Source organism: Floridaenema aerugineum BLCC-F46 (assembly GCF_041929345.1).
GTDB classification, from domain to species: domain Bacteria; phylum Cyanobacteriota; class Cyanobacteriia; order Cyanobacteriales; family Aerosakkonemataceae; genus Floridanema; species Floridanema aerugineum.
Genome location: NZ_JBHFNQ010000137.1, coordinates 1 through 21,204 on the forward strand (window position 1 = coordinate 1; position 21,204 = coordinate 21,204).

At 39.4% G+C, this 21,204-nt stretch carries 18 protein-coding genes; 7 read left to right on the plus strand and 11 right to left on the minus strand.

The features are described from left to right. Positions 1 to 171: 171 nt before the first annotated feature. The 3 genes from ACE1CC_RS18010 to metH all read left to right on the plus strand — a co-directional run bounded on the left by ACE1CC_RS18010 (position 172) and on the right by metH (position 6,632). Positions 172 to 384 (plus strand): type II toxin-antitoxin system RelE family toxin, encoded by a 213-nt coding sequence (locus ACE1CC_RS18010; protein WP_413271810.1) that lies wholly within the window; start codon positions 172 to 174, stop codon positions 382 to 384. Positions 385 to 732: 348 nt separating this feature from the next. Beyond that, complete coding sequence (locus ACE1CC_RS18015) at positions 733 to 2,874, plus strand: methyltransferase domain-containing protein (protein WP_413271811.1); 2,142 nt, start codon at positions 733 to 735, stop codon at positions 2,872 to 2,874. Between the two features lie 173 nt (positions 2,875 to 3,047). Continuing rightward, complete coding sequence (metH, locus tag ACE1CC_RS18020) at positions 3,048 to 6,632, plus strand: methionine synthase (RefSeq protein ID WP_413271812.1); 3,585 nt, start codon at positions 3,048 to 3,050, stop codon at positions 6,630 to 6,632. Between the two features lie 86 nt (positions 6,633 to 6,718). Here metH and ACE1CC_RS18025 read toward each other — a convergent pair whose 3' ends face one another. Continuing rightward, positions 6,719 to 7,096, minus strand: coding sequence for a hypothetical protein (locus tag ACE1CC_RS18025; RefSeq protein WP_413271813.1), 378 nt, complete (start codon positions 7,094 to 7,096; stop codon positions 6,719 to 6,721). 227 nt (positions 7,097 to 7,323) lie between these two features. On the opposite strand from ACE1CC_RS18025, the gene ACE1CC_RS18030 reads away from it, so the two are divergent. After that, positions 7,324 to 7,782 (plus strand): YbhB/YbcL family Raf kinase inhibitor-like protein, encoded by a 459-nt coding sequence (locus tag ACE1CC_RS18030; protein ID WP_413271814.1) that lies wholly within the window; start codon positions 7,324 to 7,326, stop codon positions 7,780 to 7,782. A 143-nt stretch (positions 7,783 to 7,925) separates the two neighbouring features. Beyond that, positions 7,926 to 8,222: a hypothetical protein gene (locus tag ACE1CC_RS18035; RefSeq protein ID WP_413271815.1), complete on the plus strand. Its 297-nt coding sequence runs from the start codon at positions 7,926 to 7,928 to the stop codon at positions 8,220 to 8,222. Between the two features lie 191 nt (positions 8,223 to 8,413). Here the strand turns inward: ACE1CC_RS18035 and ACE1CC_RS18040 are convergent, their stop codons facing one another. The 3 genes from ACE1CC_RS18040 to ACE1CC_RS18050 all read right to left on the minus strand — a co-directional run bounded on the left by ACE1CC_RS18040 (position 8,414) and on the right by ACE1CC_RS18050 (position 9,439). After that, positions 8,414 to 8,605 (minus strand): hypothetical protein, encoded by a 192-nt coding sequence (locus ACE1CC_RS18040; protein WP_413271816.1) that lies wholly within the window; start codon positions 8,603 to 8,605, stop codon positions 8,414 to 8,416. Between the two features lie 94 nt (positions 8,606 to 8,699). Beyond that, entirely contained in the window at positions 8,700 to 8,891 is a 192-nt protein-coding gene (locus ACE1CC_RS18045) for a hypothetical protein (protein ID WP_413271817.1), read from the minus strand. A 14-nt stretch (positions 8,892 to 8,905) separates the two neighbouring features. Continuing rightward, positions 8,906 to 9,439 carry a poly(ADP-ribose) polymerase family protein gene (locus ACE1CC_RS18050; protein ID WP_413271818.1) on the minus strand — a complete coding sequence of 178 codons (534 nt, stop codon included), beginning with the start codon at positions 9,437 to 9,439 and terminating at the stop codon, positions 8,906 to 8,908. Positions 9,440 to 9,740: 301 nt separating this feature from the next. On the opposite strand from ACE1CC_RS18050, the gene ACE1CC_RS18055 reads away from it, so the two are divergent. Continuing rightward, positions 9,741 to 10,295, plus strand: coding sequence for a hypothetical protein (locus ACE1CC_RS18055; protein WP_413271819.1), 555 nt, complete (start codon positions 9,741 to 9,743; stop codon positions 10,293 to 10,295). A 281-nt stretch (positions 10,296 to 10,576) separates the two neighbouring features. Here the strand turns inward: ACE1CC_RS18055 and ACE1CC_RS18060 are convergent, their stop codons facing one another. The 4 genes from ACE1CC_RS18060 to ACE1CC_RS18075 all read right to left on the minus strand — a co-directional run bounded on the left by ACE1CC_RS18060 (position 10,577) and on the right by ACE1CC_RS18075 (position 13,325). Next, on the minus strand, positions 10,577 to 10,915 hold the full coding sequence (locus ACE1CC_RS18060) for a XisI protein (protein WP_413271820.1): 339 nt from the start codon (positions 10,913 to 10,915) through the stop codon (positions 10,577 to 10,579). Continuing rightward, complete coding sequence (locus ACE1CC_RS18065) at positions 10,903 to 11,319, minus strand: XisH family protein (RefSeq protein ID WP_413271821.1); 417 nt, start codon at positions 11,317 to 11,319, stop codon at positions 10,903 to 10,905. Before ACE1CC_RS18065 ends, ACE1CC_RS18060 begins: the two co-directional genes overlap by 13 nt. 78 nt (positions 11,320 to 11,397) lie before the next feature. Then, entirely contained in the window at positions 11,398 to 12,093 is a 696-nt protein-coding gene (locus tag ACE1CC_RS18070) for a Uma2 family endonuclease (protein WP_413271822.1), read from the minus strand. Between the two features lie 32 nt (positions 12,094 to 12,125). Further along, complete coding sequence (locus ACE1CC_RS18075; protein WP_413271823.1) at positions 12,126 to 13,325, minus strand: CapA family protein; 1,200 nt, start codon at positions 13,323 to 13,325, stop codon at positions 12,126 to 12,128. Positions 13,326 to 13,597: 272 nt separating this feature from the next. On the opposite strand from ACE1CC_RS18075, the gene ACE1CC_RS18080 reads away from it, so the two are divergent. Next, positions 13,598 to 14,638, plus strand: a complete 1,041-nt coding sequence (locus tag ACE1CC_RS18080; RefSeq protein WP_413271824.1) for an agmatinase family protein — start codon at positions 13,598 to 13,600, stop codon at positions 14,636 to 14,638. 50 nt (positions 14,639 to 14,688) lie between these two features. Here ACE1CC_RS18080 and ACE1CC_RS18085 read toward each other — a convergent pair whose 3' ends face one another. From ACE1CC_RS18085 to ACE1CC_RS18095, 3 genes are all read right to left on the minus strand, one after another. Next, a complete protein-coding gene (locus tag ACE1CC_RS18085; protein ID WP_413271825.1) occupies positions 14,689 to 18,711 on the minus strand; it encodes a multicopper oxidase domain-containing protein in 4,023 nt (1,340 codons plus the stop codon). Between the two features lie 433 nt (positions 18,712 to 19,144). After that, the gene (locus ACE1CC_RS18090) at positions 19,145 to 20,359 is read right to left on the minus strand and encodes an RNA-guided endonuclease InsQ/TnpB family protein (RefSeq protein WP_413271826.1); all 1,215 of its coding nucleotides are present in this window, start codon (positions 20,357 to 20,359) and stop codon (positions 19,145 to 19,147) included. Between the two features lie 76 nt (positions 20,360 to 20,435). Further along, on the minus strand, positions 20,436 to 21,044 hold the full coding sequence (locus ACE1CC_RS18095; protein ID WP_413271827.1) for a DUF2808 domain-containing protein: 609 nt from the start codon (positions 21,042 to 21,044) through the stop codon (positions 20,436 to 20,438). Positions 21,045 to 21,204 lie beyond the last annotated feature (160 nt).

Below are 21,204 nucleotides of genomic sequence, written 5' to 3' on the forward strand. Positions count from 1 at the left end.
AATCTTATTTAATCGTAGGGTGTGTTAGGCACGGGCGATAAATTCAGCATTCCAATCCATCAATAAATTCCCGTGCCTAACGCACCGTTCCCTGGTTTGTAACATTTATGAACATTTTTCCCCATTAACCCGAAAGAGCCTCTATTTATACTCAGAGTAGCTCAGAAAGAATTGGCAAAACTGCCTATTGATGCTTATGAGTTAGTACGGGATGCTATTCGAGCTTTAGCTGAAAATCCTAGAGCTCCAGGTTGTTTAAAATTAAAAAATTGTGCAGGTTGGCGCATCCGTATCGGTGATTATAGAGTGATTTATGAAATTGATGATAAACAAGAGATTGTCACAGTTCTTCATGTTGGCAATCGGCATGATGTTTATCGATAAAATTATGGATGAGATGGGAGTGCGATCGATCTTTTTTATACTGGGAGACGATCGTACCAACTAAACAGTATTTATTTTCTACTAATATCTTACACTTGTGTTGTCAGCCCGCCTGCGAATCAATTCGCAGGCTAATAGCGAAAGTCCGTTAAAACGGACTGAAGATTTTAGGGAAAGTTTAGTTGATATAGTTGATAGAAAGTGCGATTCTGTTTTAGTTTAAACTTGAGTTTCGTTCGGTAAGTCAGAAACTTTAAGCAACCTCGATCGATGAAATGTGATCGCCAAGCCAAGGGTGATTTTGCTAAAATTATGAGCGGCGGTAAAAGTGATGGGTGACACTTATTTATGAGCTTAAATGAACTGCAACAACAAGCAACTAATTGTTTAAGAGAAAATCAATATAGTGAAGCGATCGCAATTTACGAGCAATGTATTCAGCTACATCCTGGCGAATTATTTAATTATTGGTATTTAGGGCTAGCATTACTACTGCAAGGAAATGAAGAAGAAGCTCAACTTACTTGGTTATCTGTGATGTTAGAACCTGACTCCCCGGAAGTCAACCAGAAATTAGGGGAACTGATAAATATATTAGAAACTGAAGCTTTTTACTATGACGATTCGGGAAATTTAACAGCAGCAGAGAGGATATATTGGCAAATTTTACAACAGCAACCAGAGCATTTTTATGCTTACTGTAACTTGGGGAATATTCGGACAAGACAGGGGGATTTTGCGGAAGCGATCGCTTTTTACCAGCAAGCAATTGAAATTAACTCTCACTCGGCTGAAACCTTTTATAAAATAGCTAACTGTTATGAGAACAAAGGTGATTTTTTCTCCGCCCTTAACTATTATTATGCTTCCCTAATTAGAGAACCGGAAAATCTTACTTATCGCCAAGGATTCCTAGAGTGTTTCAAGTATATACCTTTTGATGCAATTAGTCCCGAACTTTTACAGGAAATAGAAAAAAGTTTTACTATTCCAGGGATTGATTACCAATCAATTTTACCAGTTACGATCAATGCTTTGCAACTAGATGCTGAATTTCAGCAGGTGTTGAATTGGGCGGTAAATCATCAGATAGATACTTTAACATTGGCATACCAACAACTAAGATTACAGCAGATTTTCCATAATAGTTTATTTCAAGCAATTCTCCAACATACAGTTATTGTTGGCAGCGAGTGGGAAATTTTTCTCACTCTGATTCGCCGAAATATTTTATTAGATTGGCAAAGCGAGATTCCTGCCAAAGCTGTAGAAATACCCTTTTTATTAGCGTTAGCTAGCCAGTGTTTTAACAACGAATATATTTATGCAGTCAGTACCGCAGAATCCCAGGAACTAATTAATTTAAAATCTGACTTAGATACCAGGTTGAAAAATAATCAAATTACCCTCTCCGATGAGTTTATAGCTAAACTAGCAACTTTCAGTATGTACCAGCCTTTACATACCCTAGATGGAGTTTGGGAATTACTAAAAATTCCCGAAAATAACTGGATCTTCCCCATAAAGACTTTAATTAAAAGCCAGTTAAAAGATTATCAAGAAGAGCAAGAAATCAAAACAACTATCAAGTGTATTACCAATCAGTTTGATGGGGTTTCCTTAGCAGTAAAAACGCAATATGAGGAAAACCCTTATCCCAGATGGTTAAGCGTCAACCTAAATTTTCCCCAAAACCTATCTTCTTATTTAGGCTATTTATTACCACAGGTTAAACTACCTGAATTCACCGAAAAACCAATTAAAATTCTGGAGGCTGGGTGCGGTACTGGTAGACAAGCAATTGGTTGGGCATCATTATTAAATGATCCGGAAATTTTAGCAATCGATCTTAGTGCCAGCAGTATTGCTTATGCAATTCGTAAAGCCAGGGAACTGGGGATTTTTAACATTAGTTTCCAGCAAGGAGATATTTTAGGTTTATCTAATTTAGATCGGAGATTTCCCATAATCATTTCTACAGGAGTTCTGCATCACTTAGAAAATCCGGTGTCAGGATGGAAAATTTTAGTTGATCTTCTGCAACCTTTGGGATTAATGAAAATTGGTCTTTACAGCCAAAAAGCTAGGATAGCAGTCAACGCAGCTAGAGAATTTATCCAGAGTCAAGGATTGCAGAACACAGCAGCAGACATGAGAAAAGGTAGGCAAGAACTTTTGCAACTTCCTCCAGATCATCCGGCGAAAGAAGTAACTGAATACAGAGATTTTTATAACTTAAGCGATTGTCGTGATTTGTTATTTCACGTCCAAGAACATCAATTTACTTTGCCGCGAGTCGCTGATATTTTAGCTGATCTTGGTTTAAAATTTGTTGGGTTTGAGTTCAGGAATCCTCAAATTAAAAACAACTATCAAGAAATGTTTCCTGAAGACAGCGCCATGACCAACTTATTATTTTGGGATAAATTTGAAGAGACTTACCCAAGTACCTTTGGGGGAATGTATAATTTCTGGTGTCAGAAAATTTGAGTTGGTAGGATGCAGTCTTTTTTCTTGAGCATCATAGTGAGTGCGTTATTTAGCGGATGATTTAGGTAAGAAACGTTTATTTTTTCATTTTTCCAATTGCTCCGGTACTCAGTAATTCTGCAAAAATAGATTAAGCGTTATATCTTAATCTGGCAAACCTCTTAGTTTATATTATGAGTAGTTCTTTCCTCCAACGTCTTCACAGTCCAGAACGCCCTGTCATCGTCTTCGATGGCGCAATGGGCACCAACTTACAAACGCAAAACCTCACCGCCGCCGACTTTGGAGGGCCAGAATATGAGGGATGTAATGAGTATTTAGTCCACACTAAACCGGAAGCAGTCGCTAAAGTACACCGTGACTTTCTCGCAGCTGGCGCAGATGTGATTGAAACTGATACTTTTGGCGGAACTTCTGTGGTATTGGCAGAATATGATTTAGCAGATAAAGCATACTATCTCAACAAAACCGCTGCTGAACTTGCCAAAAGTGTCGCTAACGAATTCTCTACTCCCGAAAAACCTCGTTTTGTTGCAGGTTCAATGGGTCCCGGAACTAAGTTACCCACTTTGGGACATATTGATTTTGACACATTGAAAAACGCTTTTACCGAACAGGCGGAAGGGCTTTTTGATGGTGGCGTTGACTTGTTTATTGTGGAAACTTGTCAAGATGTGCTGCAAATTAAGGCGGCGTTGAATGGAATTGAAGAAGTTTTTCGCAAAAAAGGCGATCGCCGTCCGCTGATGGTTTCGGTGACAATGGAAACTACCGGAACTATGCTGGTAGGTTCTGACATCAGCGCCGTTTTGACAATTTTAGAACCTTACCCCATTGATATTTTAGGTCTAAATTGTGCCACTGGGCCCGATCGCATGGCAGAACATATCAAATATCTTTGTCAAAGTTCGCCCTTCGTGGTTTCTTGCATTCCTAACGCCGGGTTGCCGGAAAATATCGGCGGTCATGCACATTATAAACTTACGCCGATCGAACTACGCATGGCGTTAATGAAATTCGTCGAAGATTGGGGTGTGCAAGTCATTGGCGGTTGTTGCGGTACTCGTCCCGAACACATTGCACAATTGGCAGAAATTGGTAAATCTCTGCAACCAAAGGAACGGCATTTTACTTACGAACATTCGGCAGCATCAATTTATACAGCACAGCCTTACGAGCAAGATAACTCTTTCCTGATTGTTGGCGAACGGCTAAATGCTAGCGGTTCTAAGAAATGCCGTGACTTGCTGAACGCTGAAGACTGGGATGGATTGGTCGCTTTGGCGAAATCCCAAGTCCGGGAAGGGGCGCACGTCCTCGATGTCAACGTCGATTATGTTGGTCGGGACGGTGTGCGGGATATGCGGGAGTTGGCATCAAGGCTGGTAACAAATGTCACTTTGCCTTTGATGTTGGACTCGACCGAGTGGGAAAAAATGGAGGCGGGGCTGAAAGTTGTCGGGGGTAAGTGTATACTTAATTCGACTAACTATGAAGATGGTGAAGAGCGTTTCTTTAAGGTTTTAGAGTTAGCGAAAAAGTATGGTGCGGGAGTTGTAATTGGAACAATTGATGAAGAAGGAATGGCGCGAACTGCTGATAAGAAATTCCAAATTGCTCAACGTGCTTATAATCAAGCTGTAGAATATGGTATCCCACCGGAAGAGATCTTTTTCGACACTTTAGCATTGCCAATTTCTACCGGGATTGAAGAAGATCGAGAAAACGGTAAAGCGACTATTGAATCTATTCGTCGCATTCGGGAAGAATTGCCCGGTTGTCATATTTTATTAGGTGTTTCTAACGTTTCTTTCGGGTTAAATCCGGCGGCGAGAATTGTCCTCAATTCCATGTTTTTGCATGAAGCAATGGCGGTAGGAATGGATGCGGCAATTGTTAGCGCCAGCAAGATTTTACCATTGGCAAAAATTGAACCGGAACATCAAGAAGTTTGCCGGAAATTGATTTATGATGAACGGGAATTTGATGGCGAGATTTGTGTTTACGATCCTTTGGCGGTGTTAACTAAGCTGTTTGAAGGGAAGACTACTAAGCGCGATCGATCTGAGGATGCAAATCTCCCCATTGAAGAACGTTTGAAACGTCACATTATCGACGGCGAAAGGATTGGTTTAGAAGATGCTTTAGCTAAAGCATTAGAACAATATAAACCTTTGGAAATCATCAACACTTTCTTATTAGATGGCATGAAAGTTGTCGGTGAGTTATTTGGTTCTGGACAAATGCAATTACCTTTCGTATTGCAATCTGCGGAAACTATGAAAGCAGCAGTTGCTTACTTAGAACCGATGATGGAAAAGCAAGAATCAGGCAATAATTCTAAGGGAACTGTGGTAATTGCTACTGTAAAAGGTGATGTTCACGATATTGGGAAAAACCTGGTTGATATCATCCTTTCTAATAATGGTTACAAAGTGGTAAATTTGGGAATTAAGCAACCAGTTGATAACATCATTGATGCTTACCAGGAACATAAAGCAGATTGCGTTGCTATGAGTGGTTTGTTGGTGAAATCAACTGCTTTTATGAAGGAGAATTTGGAGGTTTTCAACGAAAAGGGAATCACAGTTCCGGTAATTTTAGGTGGTGCGGCGTTAACTCCGAAGTTTGTCCATGAAGATTGTCAGAATACTTACAAAGGTAAGGTGATTTACGGCAAAGATGCGTTTGCAGATTTGCATTTTATGGATAAATTAATGCCTGCGAAAGTTGCGGGAAATTGGGATGATTTAAAGGGATTTTTGGATGAGGGAGATGGCAGGCAGGATGCCTACCCCACAAGAGAACACCCCACAAGAGAACACCCCACAAGGGAAGGGAAGTCTGCTAAGTCTAATGGTGCGGTTTTATCGGGGGAAGTAAAAGAGGTTGATACTAGGCGTTCTGAGGCGGTTGCTGTTGATATTGAACGTCCGACTCCGCCTTTTTGGGGTACGCAACTTTTGTTGTCGGAAGAGATACCAATAGAGGAGGTTTTTGGGTATTTGGATTTGCAAGCTTTGATTGCTGGACAATGGCAATTCCGCAAACCAAAGGAACAGTCACGGGAAGAATACGATCGCTTTTTGGAGGAGAAGGTTTACCCGATTTTGTCACATTGGAAGCAGCGAGTTGTTGAGGAGAATTTGTTGCATCCACAGGTGATTTATGGTTATTTTCCTTGTCAAAGTCAGGGGAATTCTTTGCATATTTATGATTGGGAGGAATTGAAAGGCGGGCAGGATGCCCACCCCACAAGAGAGGTGGCGAGGTTTGATTTTCCAAGGCAAAAATCTGGGCGGCGTTTGTGTATTGCTGATTTCTTTGCGCCTGTGGAAAGTGGGAAGGTTGATGTGTTTCCGATGCAGGCGGTAACTGTGGGGAATATTGCGACGGAGTTTGCCCAAAAGTTGTTTGCAGATAATCAATATACTGATTATTTGTATTTTCATGGTTTGGCGGTGCAAACTGCGGAAGCTTTGGCGGAATGGGTACACGCCAGAATTCGCCGCGAGTTAGGTTTTGCTGGGGAAGAACCGGATAATATTCGTGATATTTTGGCGCAAAGATATCGCGGTTCTCGTTACAGTTTTGGTTATCCTGCTTGTCCGAATATTCAGGATCAATATAAGCAGTTGGAGTTGTTAGGAACTGAAAGAATTAATCTGTTTATGGATGAAAGCGAACAGCTTTATCCTGAACAGTCTACGACGGCGATTATTACTTATCATCCGGTGGCGAAATACTTCACTGCTTAGTGATTCCAGAAACCCGGTTTCTTCTGCGAAACCGGGTTTCTTTTCTTATGATGTCCAGTCGTAGCATTATCTTTTGGGATTCGATATTAATTCTCGATTATAACTGTCCTAGTTTTTTCCACTTTAGTTCCATTTTGAGTTTCAGTATTGTTGATCATATTGTTTGCGATTAGTACATTTTTCAGTTTAAGCTTTAGGGGTTCTGTAATCAATAAACCTTCGATTTCTTTAGTCAGAGACTCCACAGATTCTTTTTTGCTACGTTCTATGTAGATGGCAATCAGTACTGCGTCGATGCCATATTCTGCGATCGCATCGCCTAAAAGCGTTACCAAACCGAACACACCTATGCCAAGAAGTATGACAAAAGATTCTCCCAAAGTTGCAATAGCAACAGCTACCGCCACGATCGCAGAACCTAAATACAACCCCGTCACTTTTTTGATAATTTTGTCCAGTTCCATTGCAATTCTCCTAAAATTTTCTATTGTTGTTAAAAATATTATCATAAATTTAGCACTTTATCCATATTGGAGATAATTTGTTAATATTTATGTCTAGTACGATCGCACGCCGAAACTTCCTACAGCAAAGTATTAATTTACTTGGATTAGTAGGACTTTCCCTAGTAAGTTGCAGACCTATCAATAATCCTTCTACTAATAGTCAATTACCAGCAAAGGTGAAAACTATGAAACTTGAAAGTGATGCTTTTTCCGCTAACAGTATGATTCCATCCAAATATACTTGCGATGGTCGAGATTTTTCACCCCCATTAAAATGGGATGCACCACCAACGGGAACGCAAAGTTTGGCTTTAATTGTTGACGATCCAGATGCACCAATGGGAACTTTTGTTCATTGGGTGCTTTACGATTTACCCCCGGAAATTACTAGTTTACCAGAAGCAGTTCCGGGTGATGCAACTTTGGCAGATGGCGGTACTCACGGGAAAACTGATTTCGGTAAATTGGGTTATGGTGGCCCTTGTCCGCCTAGCGGTACGCACCGTTATTTTTTCAAATTGTACGCGCTCGATCGCACTTTGGAATTAGCATCAGGTGCGACTAAAGAACAGTTGGAAGCAGCTATGAACGGTCATATTTTGGCAGCAGCAGAATTAATCGGACTTTATGCACGTCAAAGGTAATTTTTTCTGCGGTTGTTGAAGAGAATAATAAAAAAGAGTTGTAGGGTGCGTCAGAAGCTAAAACTCTGATTTTGTCCATTGGATTTATAGTCTGACGCACCCCACTAATTGTGCCAGTTGCGTAAGTCCTGGGAGAAAGTAAGATGGCAGAATTGAGAATTATCTGTAAGCATCCAGATTCGTTAAAGAGATTTATTGAAGAAGAGGTGGGGGAGAGATTGCGATCGCTAGAAGCTGGTATCCGTCGAACAGAAGAACGAATCCAAGAATTTGAAGCAAAATATCAGATGTCTACAGAAGAATTTCTGCGACGCTTTGAAAAAGATGAATTTCAACATCGATTAGATATGGAGTTTGATGAGTGGGTTGGAGAATCTCGAATGCTGAAAGGTTTACAGAAAGAAGCAGGTAATTTGAGAGGAATTGAGTTTGTTAATTGAGGATTATTTTTATGGAAATTTGGTACAAGTTGCATAACTCGCCTGGGAATCAATTCCCAGGCTAATAGCTTAAGTCCTCTGAAGAGGACTAATTAGCGCCACATATTATTTTAATGCGATCGCGTAGCGTGTGCGTAGCAGGTATAGCAACTCACATCACAAACATAAACATTTTTACCTAACTATAATTTCTATGCCCTTGCTGTCTTCTCTTGCAATTCATCTTTTGATTTATTTGTATTTAATTCAGATGTTTCTGAGTCAACAATATCATCCTCAAAAATTTCTGGACAGTGTTTTTTCAGATTTTCCAAAAACTGCTCAGGTGTAACTTCTGCAAAATGTTTGCGAATCAGTTCAGCCGCCCTTTTTGGATTTGCCATTATAAAATTTCTCCTTATGCGATCGCATAGCGTGTGCGTAGCAGGTATCGCACCTCACACCACAAACATAAACATTTCCACCCAACTCTAATTTCTATGCCGTTGCTGTCTTCTCTTGCAATTCATCTTTTGATTCATTTGCCTCTAATTCAGATGTTTCTGAGTCAACAATATCATCCTCAAAAAATTCTGGGCAGTATTTTTTCAGATTTTCTACAAATTGCTCAGGTGTAACTTCTGCAAAATGTTTGCTCAGAATTTCACCAAACTCTTTGGGATCTAACATGATTTAATTCCTCCTTATATTTCTATTAAACAAGATTCTTCAATTAGAGATCTATCTCTGACGGCTATTTGGATGTGAGCGCGATCGTACAGATAAGAACCTGGAAAAATTGGCGAACCTTCTAAAAATACTGCTCGAATAGCACGAACCATTTTTCTAGACTGTTCCTCAAAGTAACTAACAGCATAATTAATTACAGCGCAATCTAACCGATGAGCGCCAGCAGTTTGTCTAGGCAAAGGTTGGTTTGCTTCCTGGCATTTGCTTAGATATAAATTATACGCTGCTGCAATTTGTGAAGACCAACTAATGTCCACTAAATCAATACAATCTTCTAAGCGAATTGTAGAACGAATTACAGCCGGATTTGTCGGATGTTGCTGATTTGCCCATTCCCAAGCGCGTACAGGTGCATCTTGGAAAAAGTATACTCCCGTTCCTAGCCAGTCGTAGTCATTGGAACTGACATTAAAACCCTGCTGAATAATTCCCTCTGCTGCTTCTGCACTTGTGCCGTGATAGCCGTAGACTCGAATATTTTCAGGCACTCAAAACCTCCTGACTTGGTTGTGCGATCGTAGCTATATAGTTGAGTATTGACTGATACAGCCTTCCAACTGCCCTTTCAACATTAAGTTAGCATCAACGTACCAGACGTTGAAATAATGAGCTTGCTATACTTGTACTCAAGATACAACTTAAACCTCAAAGGTTAAGCTTAATATGATGCCCATGAGATTTAACGGCCTTGGTTACACGGAATGCTGTGAGTGCAAAAAAACCTTTTTCTCGAAGGATCTCACTATACTTTGCGATAGTTGCAAGAATAAGAAAAACTTTATTAGAACTGTGGGTTGGGGAGTGGTTTTTGCAGGCTCAATTTGGCAGCCAGTGCTAGGTAGCGCTTTAGCTGGCTTGATGAGTAGTTTAGAAAATGATTTGCTTGGCAATCCCTATGAAAAAAAAATCTATGATTTACACATGGAAGTAATTGAGCGAAAGAAAAAGCTGAGTTCCAAGGATTTTGAGAATTTAAATTTGAAGCAAAAAATTAATCGATTACAAAAATCAAATGATGAACTTTTGAAAAAAATTAAAAGTCAAAATTTGATGAGATCTGTTTATATAACCAATAGTAATGTTTGGAAACAAATACCAATTTATCCTGAAAAGTTTGGAGTAATTAGACTAGAAAGAGTAAACCATAGTACAAGGTTTGAATATCAAGACTACGAACAATTTATCGATATTTTTCTCCCAGATCCTGAAGGAAAAGGATTACTGCATGGTGGAATTCCAATTCCAGTTATAAATCCGATGATAGCCAGTTCTAATCTTAGGAAACCTATGCTCTACTCCTATAGTGCTGATAAACTTACTAACCCTAAAGATTGTATTTATTAATTAATTAGCGTTAAACAAATATAGCTCTCCTTAAAGCAAAAATTTAGCAATAGGAGTTGATGAATTAAAATTTTTTGCATGATACAAAATCCGCTTTATTTAGACTACTTACCTAAACATCAAAAGCTTTTTTAAAGCAGAATTAATGAAAATGGGAAAGTAGTTTGTAATAACCGGATTTGGTATGAGTTTTAACTGTTTTTAAGCGCGATCGCACTCCCCCCAACTACAAAAAATGCGATCGCAAATTCCCCTGCTTAGTAGTTTGAAAAATGGAGTCGCTACGCGATCGCAAATTCAGTATATTGTCTGACATGAGGTGGATGAAAAGCTAAAACAATCTCCTCTTTTCCAATCCCTTTCTGCAACAAATCTGTCGCCACCCCATCCTCTGTCCAATCTTCCTCAATCCAAATTTTGTTATTTTTTAAACGGATATGAATCATCACATTCTTAATCCGTTCATCTTTGTGCCAGCCCATTAACAGCAAAAGGTACTGATCGTGTACTTCATCAAAGGCTAAAACACTTTCAGTTGTAGAACCAGATTTTTCATTGAGTTGATGATATTCTGTTAAAACTTCTTGAGTTATTTGCCGATAATGCTTTAATTTATCCATTGCACAATTACCTCACTTTCTGGATCGACGATTAACAATTTCACTTTATTTCGATTGATAATCATTTGGGTTAACTGACGTTGAAAATAACTTTTATAGATTCCTTGTGTAATCGCCAAATACAGTTCAAAATCTAATGCCGTCTCTATTAAAATATCTCGATAAACAACATACTGACCCACAGCTTGCTCTAAGTCCTTAATAAACGATCGACCTAAAAAGCTTTTGACTTCTACAAGAATTTTTTGACCCTGTTTTTCTGCGGCGATCGATTTTTCTGCGGCAAGATCCACGTATAAGCGATCGCCACCATACTCCAAAGTATAATCTTCTCTTAGAATCTCCCAGCCATCCTTAACCAATGCAAATCTCACAGCATTATGGTAAATATCCTTAGCAGCCATTTATATTCTTGACTTAAATACATATCCAATTTTAACTGAGATTTTACACCAAAGCTAAGGCGATCGCACTCTCCCCCTTCACAACTCCTCTAAATTAATCCCCCTCTCTCTCAACAACTCCTGCAAAGCTTGATATTTCAATCTTTCCTCTTCCAACTGTCTCTCTGCTTCATCAGCACGCTGTTTTTCCTGTTCCCTTAATTGTCCCAATTCTACAAAATTTAAAAACCTCTCTCCAGAAGGTGCAAAAATTTCCAAGTTACCATTTGTAATTTGAAATCTCACTCCTAAACGAGGACTAATCCAACCATTCATTTCGTCAATTAATTCTAGTTCATTTCCAGAACGCACCCACCCAATTAACTCTACATCATCAGGTTCATAAACATAGTATTCCTCTACACCATATCGTTCGTAAAACTTCAATTTATGAGCCATTGCTTTGAGACGATTCCCAGGAGATAAAATTTCAAAAACCACCTGTGGCGCAATATTATTTTCTTCCCATTGTTTGTAAGAACCTCTGTCTCCTTTTGGTCTACCAAACACAACCATTGTATCAGGAGCTTGGCGAGTTTTGTTATCTCCTTCAACCGGATACCAAAGCAAATCTCCGGCAACAAAGACGTTAGGATCTTCGGCAAATAACAGTTCTAAATTTTCCTTAATTGTGACAATCCAGCGAAATTGTTTGGTATTATCTGCCATTGGTTGTCCATCACTTTCGGGGTAGATAATGGCGGGTGTCGTGTCGGATGGTAGTTCTTTTACCATAATTGCTGATTGGCGAATTTGGCGGGTTGGTTCTATTTTACTGTAATTGTTTTGTACTCTCCCATTGATTTTACATGACTCTTCATTTCAAACAATTGATCTTTTAAAACTAAGCGTTCTTGAGGTGATAAAAAGGGAACTTCTTTACGAGATAAGGTTGCACTGAGGGGTAAAACGCGAAAGTTGAGTTTGTTGTTTAGGGTGTATTTGTCGATCGCAGTAGGTAAAGCTTCCACTTCAGCAATTTCTACAGTTTTCTGCGGAAAAGTCTTGCGAACTTTCACAGAAAATATTACTCCCAAATTTCGGTATTTCCCATTTTGATTCCCCACAAAATTCCCCAGCGAATAAATTGCTGTTCTGGTTTTTAATTTCCCATCTTTACCCTTAACTCGAAAAACTTGGTAAGGTTGAACAACGTGGGGATGATTACCGAGAATGATATCTGCACCCGCTTTAATTAACCTTTCTACTAATTGCTTTTGTGCTGCATCAGGTTGGCGTTGATATTCATTGCCAAAATGTAAGGCAACTGTCACTACCTCGGCTCCCTGTTTTCTGGCTCTAGCGATATCGCTAATAATTTTACCTTCGTCGATTAGTGATACTAAATAAGTTTTACCTTGAGGAATAGGAATACCATTTGTTCCATAAGTATAGGCTAAAATCGCCATGTTAATATCATTTTTCTTCACCATTAAAATTTGCGTTGCTTCTTTAGCCGATCTAGCTGTACCTGTTGACACAACTCCACGCGATCGGATATTATTAATAGTGTTAATTACTCCTTTTTCGCCTTTATCTAACGAGTGATTATTGGCAGTTGTTAAAACATTAAATCCGGCTTTTTTGGCAGCATCTACTAATTGCGGTGGAGCATTAAATAACGGATAGCCTGAGTAACCCATTTCTGCGCCTGCTAATGTGGTTTCTACATTTGCGATCGCCCAATCTGCACTAGAAATAATCGGCTTAACTTCAGTAAAAAACCCATCAAAATTATAGGTTTTCTGTTGGGGAATGTAACCCGATCGAGTTAAACTCATGTGCATTAACAAATCGCCAACAGCAACAAGCTTCGCTTCCTTAGTATAAGATTTGACTTGCTTTAACTCAGGTGAAGATTCCGATGAAGTTAGTTTGATAATTTCTGCCGTTGTCCTCTGATTTTGATTACAACCTGAAATCAATAACAGCAGGAAAAATATCAACAAGGAAGGAGTAAATTTCATAGTTTTTCTCGCTATCATAAATGCGGCGCAGTTGTTTGCTAAATAACTCAAGTTGTTAGTTACAAAGATCTCGGTTAGATCCCCCCTAACCCCCCTTACCAAGGGGGGAACTGGATCTGGATTCAAAGTCCCCCTTACTAAGGGGGATTTAGGGGGATCAAAAACGCTGAAGCTGACAACTAACACTTTGCGTTAAATAAACAGGTGTCGCTAGATTAACATTAATTGAGACACTTTTTGCTAACCTACCAGAAAATTTTAGGAATTACCCAATGGCTACTAGAGAAGAAATTCTGCAAAACTTTGATCCTAACGGAATTGGCATTGATAACGGCAATTTATTAGGGCTTCCTTTTGATTATGAATCTGCTAATATTATTGTGTTTGGTGTTCCTTGGGAAGTTACAGTTTCTTATGGTTTTGGAACAGCCGCAGGGCCAAAAAGAATTTTAGAAGCTTCTCGTCAATTGGATCTTTTTGATTTTGATAATCCCGAAGGCTGGAAACAAGGGATTTTTATGGCAGAAATCTCTTCTGAGATTCAGCAAAAAAGCGATCGCTTAAGGCAGAAAGCTACCAGAATTATTGAGCATTTAGAACAAGGTAAATTTGTAGAAGATGATCCAGAAATTGGAGAACTTCTGGACGAGATTAACCGCGAGTCACAAGCACTTAATCAATGGCTGTTTGAGCAAGCAAAAACTGCGATGAATCAGGGTAAAAAAGTTGCGGTGATTGGCGGCGATCATAGTGTACCTTTAGGATATATGCAAGCATTGGCAGAGTGTTATCCAAACTTGGGAATTTTGCATATTGATGCTCATTCTGATTTGCGGGAAGCTTATGAAGGATTTGAGTTTTCCCATGCTTCGATTATGTTTAATGCTTTGCAAATACCGCAAATTTCTAAGTTAGTTCAGGTGGGAATTCGGGATATTTCTGAAGGGGAAATTAATTTAATTAAGCAGTCGGAAGGGCGAATTTCTGCCTACTACGATCCGATGTTGAAGCAAAAGCTTTATGCTGGGGTGACTTGGTTGGATTTATGTAAACAAATTGTGGCTGAATTACCCCAACAAGTTTACATTAGTTTTGATGTTGATGGTTTAGATCCGAAACTTTGTCCAAATACGGGAACTCCGGTTCCTGGAGGTTTAGAATTAGAACAAACTTTTTGTTTATTTCGGGAAGTTGTGCATAGTGGTAGGGAAATTATTGGTTTTGATGTTGTGGAAGTTGGTGATGATGAATGGGATGCAAATGTTGGTGCAAGAACAGTTTATAAGTTGTGTAATTTGATGAGTTTAACTTAAGTACGTTGTTGCGCTTTAGCGCTAAAAGCGCTGAAGCGCAACAACGTACTTTATAAGGCAATAAAATCCTCAACTCCAATTTGACTGAGTGGGATACCACTGAGAGTTGCTAATAGTTCATTGGTGCTGGTAATCCTAATTAAAGTTGAACCGCTACTTTCAGCGATCGTTAGTTGAGCGAATGTTAAACCACCAGTTAAGATGATGGAATCGGTGCCATTTTGGAAATCAACAATGGTGTCACTTCCTTTGTTGGCGGCGAGGATAAAGCGATCGCTTCCCTCCCCACCTTGCAACACATCATTACCCAAATCACCTCTTAACCAATCATCCCCAGTTCCTCCATTCAAAGTATCATTTTCTTGACCACCATAAACAGTGTCATTTCCAGCATCACCGAACAAAGAATCTTGACCTAAATTACCATAAATTAAGTCATCATCTTGACCACCATAAACAGTGTCATTTCCTGTATCACCGAACAGAACATCTTTGCCTTGATTGCCAGAAATTAAGTCATTATCTTTGCTGCCGAAAATTGTATCATTTCCTAAGTTTCCGTTCAGCACATCTTGACCTTGATTGCCATAAATTACGTCGTTACCTTTGCCTCCATAAATTGTATCATTGTCCAAATCTCCAAATATTAAATCTTGACCTTGGTTGCCATAAATTACGTCGTTACCTTTACCACCGCGCAAGGTATCGTTATCATCACCACCGAAAATTGTGTCATTATCGGCGTTGCCATTGATTTGATCGTTGCCACTCAAACCATAAATTTCATCATTACCAGAACTGCCAAATAAGCTGTTATTTCCAGTATCTCCGTAATAGGAATCATTGCCGGAAGTAAACAAATTTCCGCCAGCCGCAAGAGACATTACGCGATTTCCTTCTTGCAAGCGAATTAATCCTGCTTTGCCAGAAGCATCGACAGAAAATATTACTGGTTCACCTCTTGATAAACCATTAATATCTGCAAAACTTCCTAACATTCCGGTTAAATTACCTTGGGGAGTAAATTCCTTATCTAAACGAATTTCTGGTTCGTTCATTTCCGCTGCGGCGGCGGAACTGTGAGAATGATCTTCTGCTGCATGATCGTGATGTGCGCCACCCAAATAAGTGTGGATTTTCACTGCTTCATGACCTGGAGGTAAGTTACCAACCGCCATTGTAGTGAGGTTAGCGTGGTAAGTTTGAATGGCTTGACCATTGGGAACATCTGGTCTTTGCAAAACATAACCAGATGTTACTTTAATTTCGCCATTAAATTCACCATAAGGTTGGAAAGTATTGGTTAACAATGCAGTGTCATGTGCTGTATCTTTGCCATTCAAACTGCCTTTTAATTCAATGGAACGTCCACTGTAAACTTCTACTAATCCTCGTCCTCCACTACCTTGGGAAACCACAACATCATCAAAGTTATCTCCGTCAATATCACCAGAAGTTAGGTTAATTGTGCCTGTGAATCCGGTTTCATGATGGAATGGACTAATTCTGGCGATTAAGTGATAGTCCAAACCGCTATAAACTTCAATTAAAGGATTGGCGTTTCCACCTACACCAACGATGATGTCAGAAAAACCATCGCCGTTAATATCTCCAGCTGCTACTGATGCTTTGGCATTAGGTGTAAATGTTTGGTTGACGAAGGGAGAAAATTCAGTAATTACTAATTCTTGGTTCAGTCCGTCAAATTGGGTAATGCCTTGTTTTTGCCCTTCGCTCAATGTCTGACCATCAAATACTTTGATAGTGAATCTAGTTTCTGTACTACTCAAATTAGATTGAATAGTAATAATATCGGTGACGTTATCGGTAACATTTTTGTTCAGATTATCTTTGCGTTTGTAATTAACATCACCAATTGCTAGATTCACCGCACCTGTAAATGCTGCACCATAAGGCGATAAATTAATCCTTTGGTTTAAATTACTCGCCCGATATAAATCCAATTTTCCATTACTTTGTTCACCAGCTAAACCTAACCAAGTACTGTCCGTATTCAAAACCACGCGCACAGGTGCCATCATTCCGGCATCTTCGTGGAACAAAATGTGACAGTGATTCACATAACTACCGGGAAAATCTTCAAATTCCATCACCACTTTTACTTCGGAAGTTTCCCCATCTCTCATCGGTTCGCCGTAAGGGTTTTCAGGGGTAGGTGTGTTGGGTTTGTAGGTTGGTGGTAGACCGATCGTATCGCTCAACACACCATCTAGATAAGCACTTTTGAGTTGACTAACTGGAATCCCGTTAATTTCTAGAACCGTAAAATCATTTTGGTGAATGTGGAAAGGATGCCATTCCAGCAAAGGAAGATTTATTTGAGGAGGAAGGTTAGGATCGCTCTGACCAGAGGTATTCTTCATACTCCAAACTTCGGTTGTGCCTAACATTGGCATTGCCAAAGGAACTTGACTCTTCCCAAATTCGGTAGCAAAATATTCTCCGTTAATTCGATATGTTCCCTCGAAACTAACAACGTCCAAATCGTCAGGAGTGTTACCTATTGCCAGCGCATTTCCTAAGTTAGCTGACCAAGTGAATGTACGTTGGCGATCGAAATCTCCGCTTCTTGCAGCTGCAACTTTTTCATCAATTTCTTGGGCTTGTTCAATTAAAGTATCATAAGCTTCTGGAGGCGCACCTTCTGGTACTTCATTTCCCGTCACTTCCACAGTTGCTAATACTTGCGAACCCCAAATCAAGTGACCATCAGCAAATCCATCTTTTCCTTTAATTAAAGCCGAAGTATTATTGCCGATAATTTCTTCAGTTCCATTAGATAGGAAATAATATTTCCCTGGTTTCTCAAACCATTCTTGAACAGTTAATCTTTGTCCAGGAGAAAGAACAGGCAGTTCGCTAATCTTTCTACTATTAGAAGCTACTGCTCCCGCAGCATCTCCATCAATAGCCACCAATGTTACTTCTTGAGGAATTAAATTGTCCCCTTCTTCTTTGAACAGTTGAATAATGTGAAAAGCATTACTGTTCATATTAGTGAATGCGAACAAATTCCATTCACCAGTTTTCACTTCAATTGTCGGATTATACTGACCATTAACTGTGTGAATTACATTTTCTACAGGTTCAGCTAATGGCCCACCGCCGTATGAGAAAATCCCTGGCGCACCACCTGTGGGTCTTGTCGGATCGTAAGCTTCAGATATGGGTTTGGCATTGTAACCCATGAAAACTGCATCGGACAATTCATAAACTGGTTGCCCATTTTCTGTCCCCAAAACTTGCAATGGTGTCCCAGCAGGAAGGGCTATTGTTGGGTTTTGATTTAACGGATCGGTTGGGCTTCCTTGCCTGTTTACTTGTTGCACCCCAAAAGTATTAAGTGCCATAAAATGAAATGGCCTTTCTTTGGGATTGAATTTGTCTAAATCCGGCAAATTATAGGGAGCCGTTAGTAATAATTGACCTGCTAAACCTGAAGAAACCTGTTCATTTGTTAAGCCGTGTAAATGAGGGTGATACCAATCAGGGCCAATAAAATGATTATCAGGAATCTGAATAATTTGATTCCAACTTTCTCCGGGATTGACTGCTTGCAGCACGTTATCACCACGTCCCATTGGTGAAACATGAAGTCCATGAGTGTGAAGATTAGTTACTTGGTCTAAGTTATTTTCCAACCATAAATTTAATGTGTCTCCTGGTTCTGTAATTAAAAATGGCCCCGGTATTGTGCCGTTATAACCTCTTAATTGTTCGTAGGGAGTATTGCTAGGCTGATTGTTAGCATTAGCATTAGGGAGCCAAGGAATTTTTCCATCTCCTGATTTGAGAATACCAAACCCATCAATTTGAACTTGATTAATATTTTCCATTCTGAGGGTAGCGTTTAGTTCTTCCTGCGGCCCCCAACTGGAAATATAATTACCGGGACGGTCTAATTGCCAATCTCGAAATGGGTCTTTGTAGACAACTTTTTGATCGGGGTGAGGTAACACCCGTAAATAGTTACTTTGGTCGAATCCTTGGCTCCAGCTTTGAAAGTTTTCTTGTCCAATAATATAAGCGTTTCTGAGTTGAGTTGTTGTCATGATTGTTCTATGCCTTACAAAATTCTAAGTTGTACTTTTTACTGTTAGGTCGAAAAATACTTGTGTTTAGCAACCATGTTTTTCTTTGTCAATATTGGCATGGGTTTTATAGCGATCGTCAAGTGGCAACAATACTTAAATCGAATTGCAAAGATGCCCTATTATTAATTAAATAAAATATATTAACTTTGATAAACTTTAATCCTTTTTTATAACAATTAATTTCGACTTTATAAGTTGCTTACTTTAAATTTAAAATGCCTAAAAATTTCTGTTGAATTTATACTTTATTACAGCTTATGCAAATTAAAAACCCGATATCCAAACCGGGTTTCACATATTTATACTGCGTTTTACTAGGGTAATACTGTATACTTACTAGCAGAATTACCAAAAGAAGTTTCTGCGCTCTTGACACTCTCACCGCACTGCGCTACGCTATGGCGGGAGATTCTTGTTTCTTAGAAGGCTGCTTTCTAGTAGAAGTATTTCTACCTTTACTAGTGAGTCTTACGCTTTCTCCACAAGCTTGAAATTCCGTTTGCCCAACGGTATTTGTTAACAGAATTTTGATACCCTCTTCCCGCAAATTCCGTGCGGCATTCTCGTCCCTATCGTGATGGGTTTGACATACCGGACAAACCCATTGTCTATCTTTTAAGGTAAGAGAATCATTCTTGTGTTTGCAACAATTGCAAATTTTAGTACTAGGGAAGAACCTGTCAACTTCTACAAGAATTCCGCCAACTCTTTTCAGTTTGTAGTCCAAGAAATTAACTAGCATGGACAATCCAGCATCTAATACAGATTTAGCCAAATTGGTACGCGCTAGTCCTTTTACACAAAGGTTTTCAACTACAAGAGTTTGGTTGTCACTCACTAACTGATGAGAGAGTTTATGGAGGAAGTCAAGTCTAGTATTCGCTATTTTATGATGCACTTCAGCTACTTTCTTAACCTGTTTCTTTCGGTTATTAGAGCCAAGCTTTTTCCGGGATAGAGATTTCTGTCTACGTCTTAATCTCTTGGCATATTTCCTAGTAAGTTTGATGGGGTCAACCTTGTAGGTTGTCTCTCCATCAAACACTGTGACTAAAGAGCTAAGACCTAAATCAATACCCGAAATCTTACCCTCTTTGTTGATTAGGTTATCTTCAACCTCCAACAAAATAGCGGCAAAATATTTATCCGTGCTGTCCTTTGAGACAGTTACGGATTTTATTTTGCCGCAAATCTTTTTAGAAATTATTGCTTTTACAACTCCCAGCTTAGGGAGTTGGATACCATTACCTTTGACTGAACAGCCTGCTGGATATCTCAGCGATTGCTTTTTGTGTCGGCTTTTAAACTTCGGAAATTTAGCCCGATGTTTAAAGAAGTTCTTAAATGCTGCTTCCAGGTTTTTAAGTGATTGCTGTAATGCAGAAGATGACGCATCCTTTAACCACAAGAATTCTTCCTGTTTCTTTAACTGCGTCAAGTCTTTAGCCATGTCGCAATAGCTTAATCCTTTTCCCGTTTCCTGATATTGAGTGTTGCTTTTATTCAGGTAATGGTTCCAAACAAAGCGGCAACAGCCAAAGTTTTGTACTAGGGCTATTTGCTGTTCTTTGCTGGGATACAATCTTACCTTTAAAGCTGTTAACATCTCTCTATTAATTCAGGAATTAGTAATAGTATAGCCTGGGAAAATGTTAGCGTCAAACTATATTGATTCGCTGCGCTCAATCTGAGTTAGCTGGTCGCAATTCATCTCCCGGTACAGCGAAGCTTACCGGGAGATGAATTGCTCCATTAAGATAAAAGTGGAACCGTCCAAAACCCAGAAACTGACCATGTACTTTTTCTCCCGGAGGAAAAGCCGTCACCCCAAACAAATATACTCCACCGAAACAAGGATTACGCACAGGTTCAAGAGCAATAGTTACAGTTTTTCCCGGAGCAATCGGGGGATCAAAAGCGATCGCAATAGAACGAGTTTTTTCATCTGTTGTCACTTCTTGAATTGGCAAATCTTCCCCTTTTTTACGCCGAACTCCTACAAAAGCACGACTTTCTTCCCAGCGAAAATCTACGTCCTCCACTCCTTCATGTTGATTAATCACCACTCGTTGCAAGGGTTCTCCGGCATTTTCCGGCAGGTTAACAGTAAAATAATATGTTGCTGACCATGCACAAGCATCGTTAAAAGTGGTAGTTGCGGCTAATAAACTGGGAGGCTGAACAAAGTAAACTGTACCATCTGCTAGTTGTACTGCCTCTGCCTGTTGCCAGCCAGCTAAAATACCTACTGTGGCTGCTAATGTGGCCCTGAGAATTCCAGAAGTTTCCATGAGACTTTATTAAGATTTGAAAAGAAGTTTTGCTATCACGTAATTTAAAAATCTTCTGCCATTATTAACTAATTTTAATCACAAAAACTGCAACAAACCGCAAAGATATTTCATATTTTTAACAAGAAAAATTAGCTAAACTGAAAGTAATGCAAAAGCA